5 protein-coding genes and 1 pseudogene are annotated in these 10,518 nt (G+C 63.6%); 3 read left to right on the top strand and 3 right to left on the bottom strand.

Annotated features, from left to right (window positions below; genetic code table 11):
* Window positions 1–5,080 (bottom strand): annotated as a pseudogene (locus CRO48_RS24105) (hypothetical protein); the annotation flags it as partial.
* Between the two features lie 354 nt (window positions 5,081–5,434).
* Here CRO48_RS24105 and CRO48_RS24100 point away from each other — a divergent pair.
* Together CRO48_RS24100 and CRO48_RS24095 are read left to right on the top strand one after the other, a co-directional pair.
* Window positions 5,435–7,018, top strand: coding sequence for an ABC transporter substrate-binding protein (locus CRO48_RS24100; RefSeq protein ID WP_097142307.1), 1,584 nt, complete (start codon window positions 5,435–5,437; stop codon window positions 7,016–7,018).
* A gap of 292 nt (window positions 7,019–7,310) precedes the next feature.
* On the top strand, window positions 7,311–8,594 hold the full coding sequence (locus CRO48_RS24095; protein WP_097142306.1) for a hemolysin family protein: 1,284 nt from the start codon (window positions 7,311–7,313) through the stop codon (window positions 8,592–8,594).
* 70 nt (window positions 8,595–8,664) lie between these two features.
* On the opposite strand, the gene soxR is transcribed toward CRO48_RS24095, so the two are convergent.
* Complete coding sequence (gene soxR / locus CRO48_RS24090) at window positions 8,665–9,123, bottom strand: redox-sensitive transcriptional activator SoxR (protein WP_097142321.1); 459 nt, start codon at window positions 9,121–9,123, stop codon at window positions 8,665–8,667.
* 81 nt (window positions 9,124–9,204) lie between these two features.
* On the opposite strand from soxR, the gene CRO48_RS24085 reads away from it, so the two are divergent.
* Complete coding sequence (locus CRO48_RS24085; protein ID WP_097142305.1) at window positions 9,205–9,774, top strand: NADPH-dependent FMN reductase; 570 nt, start codon at window positions 9,205–9,207, stop codon at window positions 9,772–9,774.
* A 133-nt stretch (window positions 9,775–9,907) separates the two neighbouring features.
* Here CRO48_RS24085 and CRO48_RS24080 read toward each other — a convergent pair whose 3' ends face one another.
* Window positions 9,908–10,369 carry a tRNA (cytidine(34)-2'-O)-methyltransferase gene (locus tag CRO48_RS24080; RefSeq protein WP_097142304.1) on the bottom strand — a complete coding sequence of 154 codons (462 nt, stop codon included), beginning with the start codon at window positions 10,367–10,369 and terminating at the stop codon, window positions 9,908–9,910.
* Between the last annotated feature and the right edge of the window lie 149 nt (window positions 10,370–10,518).

Here is a 10,518-nt window from a genome sequence, read left to right as displayed (position 1 = left end):
AGAGCGTGTCGTTGCCGCCATTGCCCTTGATCAGGTCGGCGCCGATGCCGCCCTTCAGCGTTTCGCTCTTCGCCGTGCCGGCGATCGTCTCGACCACGTCGGTGATCTTGATGGTGAAGGTCTTCTTCGCGCTTGCCCCATCCGCGTCGGTGACCTGAAGCGTCACCGTGTCCTTCTGCACCTTCTCGTAGTCGATCGCCTTGGCGCTGACGAGCTTGGTGCCCGACAGCTTGAACAGGCCGTCGGCGGTGTCGGTCAGCTTGTAGGTCAGGGCCTTGCCTTCCGGATCAACGGCCGAGAAGGTGCCGACCGTGGTGCCAGTCTTGACGTTCTCCTTGACGCTCGACTTCGACAGGGAAAGGGACGTCGGGGCCTTGTTGGCGTCGTCGACGTCCTCGATGGCGATGGTGAAGGTCTTTGCCACCTTGTTGACCCCGTCGGAGACCTCGACGGTGACCTTGCCGGACTTGACCGCCTCGTAGTCGACCGCCTTGGCGGTGACGAGCTTGTTGCCGTCGAGCTTGAACAGGCCGCCGGCGTTGTCGGTCAGCTTGTAGGTCAGCGTCCTGCCTTCCGGATCCTTGGCCGACAGCGTGCCGACGGTGGTGCCGACGGCGACGTTCTCCTTGACGCTCGTGCCCGACAGGGCAAGCGACGTCGGGGCCTCGTTGACGTCCTGGACGCCGATGGTGAAGGTCTTTGTCACCTTGTTGACGCCGTCGGAGACCGCGACGGTGACCTTGCCGGACTTGACCGTCTCGTAGTCGACCGCCTTGGCGGTGACGAGCTTGTTGCCATCGAGCTTGAACAGGCCGCCGGCATTGTCCGTCAGCTTGTAGGTCAGCGTCTTGCCTTCCGGATCCTTGGCCGACAGCGTGCCGACCGTGGTGCCGACGGCGACGTTCTCCTTGACGCTCGTGCCCGACAGGGCAAGCGACGTCGGGGCCTCGTTGACGTCCTGGACGCCGATGGTGAAGGTCTTGGCCACCGTGTTGACACCGTCGGAGACCGCGACGGTGACCTTGCCGGACTTGACCGTCTCGTAGTCGACCGCCCTGGCGGTGACGAGCTTGTTGCCGGACAGCTTGAACAGGCCGCCGGCGTTGTCCGTCAGCGTGTAGCTCAGCGTCCTGCCTTCCGGATCCTTGGCCGACAAGGTGCCGACCGTGGTGCCGACGGCGACGTTCTCCTTGACGCTGGTGCCCGACAGCGCAGGCGAGGTCGGAGCCTCGTTGACGTCCCTGACCGAGACCTTGATTGCCTGTGTGTCGATTAGCTTGCCGTCGCTGACCTGGATGACGACATCATAGGCGTTGTCCTTGCCGTTGTCGGCCGGGTTTTCATGGTCGGGAGCGCTCTTGAACGACAATGCACCCGTCTTCGCGTTGATGCTGAACAGTGCCCGGTCGGCGCCGCCTGCGATCGAAAAGCTCAGCGTCGATCCCGCGTTCTGGTCTGTCGCCTTGACGGTCGTGACGGCGGTCGTGTTCTCCGCCATGCTGATCGCTGCGGACGAGCCGGCCCCGTTCGAGGTGATGACGGGATTGTAATTGATCGTGTGCGTCGCAAGATCGTAGGTGAGGTTGCTGAAGGTCACGACGGAGACGCCGACGATGCCATCGACGCCGGCAGCGACGAAGGCTTTCAACTCGGCATAGGTGAGCGCCTTCAATTCCTGCGCCGTCATGTCGATCTCGATCCGGTCGACGCCGGCTGCGTGCAGGGCGCTGCCGGTCGCCTTGGCAAGCGTCTTTGCCTCGGCATAGGTGATGGTGACCGACACCGCGTCGTCTGGCGCAAAGCCGATTCCGGCATCGACAAAATTGCGAGCCGCCGTCAGCGACAGTGCCAGCTTGTTGTCGGACGCGTCGATCCGGTCGATGTTGATGGCCTTCAGTCCGGCGAGGTCGAGCGTGTCGGGATCGGACAGCGTCGTCGATGAGGCCGTCACCACAACCGTGGAGACGCTGTCGAAGGCAATCTGATACTCCGCGAACTTGTTCGCCTGGGCGAGGCTGAGGATAACCGTGCCGTCGGTCACGCCGACCTGGCTTACGCCCTTGCCATCCAAGGCGATGATGCTGGCAAGCGACAGGGCGGCAATGGCGCTGCCGGTATCGGCCAGACGCACGGCGTCGATGCCGATGTCCGACAGGCTGGCGACGTCGGCGGGCGATAGCGCGAGCAGATTGGCGGCGGTGTCTGAAATGCGGGCGGTAAAGCCGGTGTCGAAGGAGAGGCCTGAGGCCTTCATCCGCGCAGCCGTCGCCGCGGCGAGATCGATTTCAGTGTCGGAGGTCGTCAGCGCCGAGACCCCGAAATCGGCTGCATTGGCGAGATCGTCTGCGCCAAGGGCGCCAAGCGAAGCCGAGGTGACCGACAGCAGCACCCGGTCTTCCGCGGAGAACGACGCATTGGCGGCGCGATAGGCTTCCAGCACGGAGAACGACAGCGCCACCTTGTTGTCGGTCGCATCGATGGCCGTGATGCCGAAATCGGAGAGCTTGGCGATGCGACTTGCGTCGAGGGCCGCGAGCGTGGCGCCGGTGTCACGAACCGAAACGGCTCCTTCCAGCGTGTAGACCACGATATCGCGGTCTGCATAGGCGGAGAATTGCGAGGCGCTGAGGGACAGCGCCTGTTCGGCGATCACACGTTGGATGCCAGCCGCTGCCAGCACAGCGATACCGGTCGCATCGAGTGCTGCCAGGGCTGCGGCGGTGTCGAGGACCCAGGTTCCATTGTCCTGCGCGAAGACGATTCCGGCGGCGGCGATGGCGTTGGCTTGCGCCAGCGATAGCGTCGTGGGGGCGGACCCCGCGTCGTATATGTCGATCCGCGTGACGCCCTGCGATGCAAGTTCGCCAATCTGGTTGGTGGTCAGCGCACTCATGCCTGACTGGGAAATGACCAAGGTGAGAACATCGGACGGGGCAAAGCTCAGACCGTAGGCCTTGAGCATGCCGAAGCCGACGATTTCGAGCGAAACGGCATTCTCTTCAAGGTCGAGAACCTTGAGGCCGAGCTGGAGGAGACCGTCCATGGTGCTGTTGCTCATCGTCACGAGCTGCATCATGTTCAATTTCATCGTGACCGCATCGGCGGAGGCGAAGGTGATGCCGGCCTCGACATAGGCCAGGGCCTGTTCGAAGGAAAGCGAAACCTTGTTGTCGCTGGCGTCGAGCCTCGTGACACCCAGGACATGCAGCGCGGCGATATCGGAGGCCGAGAAGCCTTCCAATGCTGCGCCCGCGCCATTTACTGTGACCGAGGCAGCGCCGTCGATGGCGAGGCCGGAGATGGCCGCCAACTGAACAGCGATCGCCTTGGACAGCGTCACCGATCCGGCGTCCGATACCGCGATCCTGGTGATGCCGAGTTCGCTCAGATCGGCGACGTCGGCCGCCTTCAGGGCTGAAATGTTCGCGGCCGTGTCGCTGAAGGAGGCCGCCTCGGTGTCGTTGTGGAAGGCGCGCGTGTAAAACTTGCCGTCGCCACTATCGTACCAGGTCACCGCAAATCCGCCGCCGGCAAGCGCGGTGACCTCTTGATACAACTGGAAGCCGGTCTCGGTGTCGTTGATCTCGAGTTCGCCGCCGATCCTGTTGCCTTCGGCATCGAAGACCTGGGCGTTGATTTCGTAGCTGTCACCGCTGTTTTCGATGTTTTCCGACCACACGATCACATAGCCGCCGCCCTTGAGCGCCACGATCTGCGGTTCCTTCTGACTTCCGACGGTGGTCGTGTTGACGAGGGTGACAGAGCCGATCTTGCTGCCGTCGGCGCCGATCAGCTGGGAGTAGACGCCGTCGTGCTGGCTTGAGGTCGCGTTCGGGTCGTCCTGTCCGAGCCATGTCCAGGTAACGACGAAATTGCCGTTCTCGAGCGCAACGATCTGGGGCAGGTCCTGAGCATGGTTGCTGGTGTTGACGGCGATTTCGCCGTCGAACTCGTTGCCTTCGTCGTCGAATACCCGCACCGCAATGGTGCCGTAGTCGCTCAGCCACGCCACTGCCAAGCCGCCATTGGAGAGTGCCGTGACCGATGGCTGGAATTGATCTCCTGCCGTGACGGTGCTGACGGAAAAGGCGTTCCCCACCTTTCCGCCCGCACCGTCGAAGATCTGGGCCATGACACCCCAATCTCCGCCGTCCATGCCAGACCCGTCAACCCAGACAACCATCACCTTGCCGTTCGCGAGTTCGATGGTCTGCGTCAACTCCGCGCCATCGTTCCCGATCGAGGGCAGGACAATGGCATCCTGGCTCGTCAGCGTCTGGGCTTCACCGAGAGCAGTTCCTCCGGCATCGAAGCGCTGCACGACCACGGACTCGCCAGAACCTTCTTCATATTGATAGAATGTCACGACATAGCCGCCGTCCGTGAGGCCGGTTATGCTGGGAGCGACGCGCCAGGTTGCAGACGTCTCCAGCGACGAACTGCTCACGAGCTCTCCGTCCGCGTCGTAATGCTGCATGCTCAGCGTCGCGATCTCGCTCCGCCAGGAAACAACGTAGCCGCCATCGGAGAGAGCGGAGATGACCGGTTGCCCGACCAACGTCGTGCTCGTCGGGCTCGCGACGACGACATTGCCAAGAGCCTTTCCATGCGCGTCGACGCGCTGCACGACGATGTTGCGCGCGGTGTCCTTGTAGAGCACGGCATACGACCCGTCAGCCAACGCAATCGTCGTCATCCCCGAGGCAGAACCCGCATAGCCGTCTCCTACGAGGCTATCGTGCGGGGTCCGCGGGCCCAGGGTCTCGTATTGAGAGTAGGCGGCGATGTCCTGGCCGGCGAACGCGTTGATCTGGGCGAGGGTGAGCGACAGCGCGCTGCCCGTGCCGATCACTTCGGAGGCGCCGAGCGTCTTCAGCGCGCCGATTTCGGCGGCCGTCAGCGAACCGATCTCGCCACCGGTGTCTTCGACGGTAAGGACGTCGTCGCCGGCGAACGTTACGCCCGCTGCGACCAGCGCCCGCACCTGGCTCACGGTCAATGCCGCCCTGTTGTCGGGAAGATCGATCGCGCTCGAAGAAGACGATGCGATCAGGTCCAGGATTTCGGCGTAGGTGCTCAAGGGGTGTGCTCCGGCAGCTGTGGGACGCTTTGCCGGCGTTGCGCGCGGCCTGGGCGGTGCGCCGCTGCCTGCACGTCCGGCACCGGGCCCGCCCGCAGGTGGCCTGCGGTTTGCCGGGAGTGTTCAACTCGGACCACCTATCTATACGAGCGGGGCGGAGATGGGTGAGCGTTCTATTGGGACTGCGTCTCAATCTGTTGGGAATCCGTCTCACCGGACGGACCGGCGATGGCAGCGGGCAGCCGCGTCGTTGCGGCAGGCGGTACAACCAGAGACAGAAGGCCATTTGCAATGCCGACTTAAGCGATGCAGGATGGCCGGTGCCAAACCGGATCGAGGAGTGCGAATGTGACCATGGAATTCGATCATCTCACCAGGCTTGCCGCAGGTGGCGGTCTTTCCCGGCGTGAATTTCTGAGCCGGGCTGCAGCCCTGGGCGTGTCGGCGGCGGCGGCAAACGCGCTGCTGTCGGGCGCGGCCCGGGCGCAGGGGCCGGTGAAGGGGGGCGTCTTGCGCGCCGGCCTCGTGGGTGGTGCGGCCACCGACAGCCTTGATCCCGCGACCTGGGCGAGCCAGGTGCCCTATACGATCGGTCGCTGTTGGGGCGAGCAGCTGCTGGAAATCTCGCCTGCGGGCGAGATCGAATATCGCCTCGCCGAATCCTACGAGGCGTCCAAGGACGCCAAGACGTGGACGTTCCGGATTCGCCAGGATGTCACCTTCCACAACGGAAAGGAGCTGACGCCCGACGACGTCGTCGCCACGCTGGAGCGCCACGCGGATGCGAACTCGAAATCGCCGGCACTCCCGTTCGTTTCCGAGTTCGATACGGTGAAGGCGGACGGACGCAACGTCGTCATCACCCTGAAGGAGCCGAATGCCGACCTGCCATATGTGGTCAGCGACTATCACTTGATGATCCAGCCGAACGGCGGCAAGGACAATCCGACGGAGGGCATCGGAACCGGGCCCTACAAGGTGGTGGTCAACGAACCCGGCATTCGCCATGTCGGCCAGAAGCACGAGGGATACTGGGGAAGCGACAGGCGCGGCCACGCCGACACCGTCGAGATCATCGTCATGAACGACTCCACGGCGCGCACGGCAGCGCTGCAAAGCGGCCAGATCGACATGATAAACCGCGTCGAGCCGAAGGTCGTCGAACTCGTGAAGCGTGTTCCGGGTGTGACCATCCGCAATGTGCCGGGCAAGGGGCATTACGTGATGATCGCCCATTGCAACACTGCGCCCTTCGACAACAACGATCTGCGGCTGGCGCTGAAGTACGCCGTCGATCGCGAGGAGATGGTGCAGAAGATCCTGGGCGGCTACGGCACGGTCGGCAACGATACGCCCATGATCAAGGGCTATCCGCTGTTCGACGACGACATCGAGCAGCGCGTGTTCGATCCGGAGAAGGCCGCCGAGCACTACAAGAAGTCCGGCCACAGCGGCGCGGTGCTGCTGCGCACGTCGGACGTCGCCTTCCCGGGCGCCGTGGATGCGGCGCAGCTTTTCCAGCAGAGTGCCGCCAAATGCGGCATCACCGTCGAGATCAAGCGCGAGCCGGGCGACGGCTACTGGTCGGACGTCTGGAACCAGCAGCCGTTCTCCATGTCCTACTGGACCGGTCGCCCCACCCAGGACCAGGTCTACTCGATCGCCTATCTTTCCAATGCGGAATGGAACGACACCCGGTTCTTCCGCGAGGACTTCGACAAGTTGATCCTCGGTGCACGCTCCGAACTGGACGACGGCAAGCGCAAGGCCATGTATCGGCAGGCGGCGATGATCCTGCGCGACGAGGGCGGCGTCATCGTGCCGATGTTCAACAACTACATCGACGCGACGACGGCGAAGGTTGGCGGCTGGGTGGACGATCCGAACGGCGAACTGATGGGCGGACACGCGCTGACAAAATGCTGGGTCGCCGCCTAGCGTAGCCTCGCGCGAGGGAGGGCCTTGTGTCCCCTCCGGATGCTGGAGAGTCGGCGAAACACCGCGATGCCCTTCGACGCAGGCCGCTCCCTTGCGTGGGCCGGCCTGTGTCGAAGCGAACTGCAGGCGCAACCGCGTCCGCGCCGCCCATGGCCCTCATCGCCATGCCCGCCACAATTCGTTGCCCGGCCGGTACGCGACACATTGACCGCGGCCCTGCCGGCCCCTAAGTTGCCGCCATCTGAAACAGCAGAAAGGTGCCGGTTCGATCAATGCGTCCGGCGAACACCGCTTGTTCGAACTTGCGATTGCATTTCTTCTTATCGTCATCAATGGAATTTTCGCTCTCTCGGAACTCTCGATCGTCTCTTCGCGGAAAGTCCGCCTGAGAACGATGGCTGCCCAGGGGCGGCGCGGAGCGGAGACGGCCATCAGGCTTGCCGACAATCCGGGAAAATTCCTCTCCACCGTCCAGATCGGCATCACGCTGGTCGGCATCCTGGCGGGCGCGGTCTCGGGTGCCGCGCTCGGCGAGCGCCTCGGCGAGATCCTGCGCGATTCCAACGTACCGGTGTGGCTTGCAGGCCCGCTCGGCTACGGCATCGTCATCACGCTGATCACCTACCTTTCCGTCGTCGTCGGCGAACTGGTTCCCAAGCAGATCGCGCTCCGCAATCCGGAGCGTTTCGCCTGCAACGTGGCGCCGATGATGTCGCTGCTGTCCAAGATCGGTGGGCCCTTCGTCTGGCTGCTCGACGGTTCGACGCGGCTCATCTTCCGCATCATGGGGCTGCATGAGGCGCCTGAAAGCGTAGTGACCGACGAGGAAATCAAGGCGGTCATGGCCGAAGCGGAAGCAGCCGGCGTCATCGAAAGCGGCGAGCAGAGCATGATCGCGGGCGTGATGCGCTTTTCGGACCGCGAGGCGCGCGGCCTGATGACCCCGCGCAAGGACGTCGACTGGATCGATCTCAGCGACGATCCGGCGGAAATTCGCCAGCAGATCTTCACCAGCCAGCACTCGCGCCTGCCGGTCAGCGAAAACGGGATCGAATCAGTCATGGGCATCCTGCAGACGCGCGAGCTCCTGCCCGCGGTAGCCTCGGGTGCGCCCTTTGATATCCGCAGCTATATCCGCGAGGCGCCGGTCATTCCCGACAGCATGGACGCCATGCGCGTGCTCGAGGCATTGCGCTCTTCCGACGTGCCGATGTTGCTGGTGCATGACGAGTACGGGCATTTCGAGGGCGTGCTGACGCCCGCGGACGTGCTGGAGGCCATCGCCGGCGTGTTCCGCTCGGACATTGGCGAGGGCGAGGAGGACGACTATGCCGTCCAGCGCGCCGACGGGTCCTGGCTCCTCTCCGGCTCCATGCCGATCGACGAGCTTGCCGACCGGTTCGGTCTGTCGCTGCCGGACAACCGCGGCTACCAGACCGTCGCCGGCCTGATCATCGATGTGCTGCAGCATCTTCCTGTCACCGGCGAGATCGTGCAGACGCAGGGCTGGCAGTTCGAGGTGGTCGACATGGACGGGCGCCGGATCGACAAGCTGCTCGCCAGCAAGATCCCCTGACCGCCGCAAGTCCAAGCCGAAGCACTGATCATCTTGTGAAGCCGCGCATCGCTTGCGTGGCTTCTTGCGTTCAGGGGTCGATCAGCCGTGCACCCGGTCCTGTCTTGGCAAGTTCATCGTAGGGGTTGCGCAAGGGGCAATCGTGCATCGAGAGGCAGCCGCAGCCGATGCAGCCTTCGAGCTGGTCGCGCAGCGCGGTCAAGGCGGCGATCCGTTCATTGAGGCCCCGCTGCCAGTTCTGCGACAGCGATCGCCAGTCTTCAGCGGCAACCGGCCTGTCGTGGGGCAGCGCGGAGAGCGCTTCTGCGATTTCGGAAAGCGGTATGCCGGTGCGCTGGGCGATCTTGATCACCGCGACCCGGCGCAGGATCGAGCGCGGATAGCGCCTCTGGTTTCCGCGGTTGCGATGGCTCTCGATCAGACCCTTGGTCTCGTAGAAATGCAGCGTCGATACCGCCACGCCGCTTCGGGCCGCCACTTCGCCGACGCTCAGCTCGAAGGGGATCTGTTTGCCTGGAGCTTTCTTCATCCGCCGCATTGACCTCAATATTGGTTGAGGTTTTATATCATCGTCTCCACACGATTGAAACACAGGTTGGAGACTGCAGGCATGAGTGAGAAAATCCGCATCGCGATCATCTATGGAAGCGCGCGTGAAGAGCGCTTCTGCGATACGGTGGCGAACTGGCTCTTGTCCGAGCTCGAGGGTTTGAGCGGTTTCGACGTCGCGATCTTGGACCCCGCGCGGCTGACCTTTACCGCCAGCGGGCCGGATGCGCGCTCGGTCGCGGAAATCGAGATGCAGCTGGCACGGGCCGACGCCTTCATCATCGTCGTGCCGGAATACAACCACGGCTATCCCGGTGTGCTGAAGGCGCTGATCGACAGCACCTACAAGCCGTGGCATGCAAAGCCGGTCGCTTTCGTTTCCTATGGAGGCGTTTCGGGCGGACTGCGCGCAGTGGAGCAATTGCGTCTGGTTTTCGCCGAGCTGCATGCAGTCGCCATCCGAGACACCGTCAGCCTGGCCCATGCGTGGTCGCAGTTCGATTCGGAAGGAAACCCCATGCGTCCGTCGCAGATGAAGGGGCCGTTGATCGTGATGGTGAACCGGCTCTTGTGGTGGGCAAGGGCACTGCGGGCCGCGCGCTGGGAAAGCGTCTACGACGATGCCGCCTAGAGCAGTCCCCGCCAAAGCGGTATCCCATAGGTGCCTGGCGGCAACCACAATCCGACTGAGAAACTCCCGTGAGCTGTACCTTTTCGGACTTGCGCCGGCGACGGCGGCCTTTCCGGACGGGCGTCAGGCGATCTCAGCCGAAGCCCGTCTGACGCAAGGCCTCGCCGGCGATCATCGCCGCGGACATGGCAACGTTGATGGAGCGCTGGCCGTCGACCATCGGAATGAGCAGGCGGGCATCCGCCTTGTCGTGGACGTGGTCCGGCACGCCGGCGCTTTCGCGGCCGAGGAGGATGATATCGTCGGCGTGGTACTCGAAGTCGACATAGGGCAGGGCCGCCTTGGTCGAGGCGAGCACGAGCCGCCTGCCGGCAGGGATGCGCCATTCCTCGAAGCGCTCCCAGGTCACGTGCCGGACAAGCCGGACCGTGGCGAGGTAATCCAGTCCCGCACGTTTCAGGTTGCGGTCGGAAATGTCAAAGCCGGCAGGCTCGATGATATCGACGCCCATGCCGAGGCAGGCGGCGAGCCGCATGATGGTGCCGGTGTTGCCGGCGATATCCGGCTGGTAAAGGGCGATGCGAAGGTCAGACATGCCCTGCCATAGCGCAAACTGAACGGCAGCCAAAGGGGAGCTGTGACACGATCGGTGCGACCGCTGTGCCAGCCGGGCAACAGGTGGCGGTGGATCGATGAAAAATTGGGCATGACCTCTGGCAAAAATGTGCAATTCAGGGTAACAAA

The sequence above is a fragment of the Rhizobium subbaraonis genome, assembly GCF_900220975.1.
Lineage (GTDB): Bacteria > Pseudomonadota > Alphaproteobacteria > Rhizobiales > Rhizobiaceae > Mycoplana > Mycoplana subbaraonis.
Note: the sequence above shows the minus strand (reverse complement) of the source record. Positions and strands in the feature narration are given on the sequence as shown.